The following is a 213-nucleotide window of genomic DNA, read 5'->3' as shown; positions in this document are numbered from 1 at the left end:
CTTGTCCTCAGTTGCTCGCGTCCACTGTGTTGGTTCTGAAACCACGAACGGCCCCACGTTTCACAGAGCGTGGTCTGGTTGTCAGTTTCATAGTGTTTCGGTGGTCATAGCGTGAGGGAAACGCCCGGTTACATTCCGAACCCGGAAGCTAAGCCTCACAGCGCCGATGGTACTGCAGGGGGGACCCTGTGGGAGAGTAGGACGCCGCCGAAC

1 rRNA gene is annotated in these 213 nt (G+C 58.2%); it reads left to right on the top strand.

The window, feature by feature from the left end:
* Window positions 1-96 precede the first annotated feature (96 nt).
* Window positions 97-213 (top strand): 5S ribosomal RNA (rrf, locus tag BIV25_RS46035).

The organism is Streptomyces sp. MUSC 14, from assembly GCF_001866675.1.
In the GTDB taxonomy this organism is placed as follows: Bacteria; Actinomycetota; Actinomycetes; order Streptomycetales; family Streptomycetaceae; genus Streptomyces.
The sequence above is the reverse complement of the archived record's forward strand: the minus strand, read 5'-3'. Positions and strand labels throughout refer to the sequence as shown.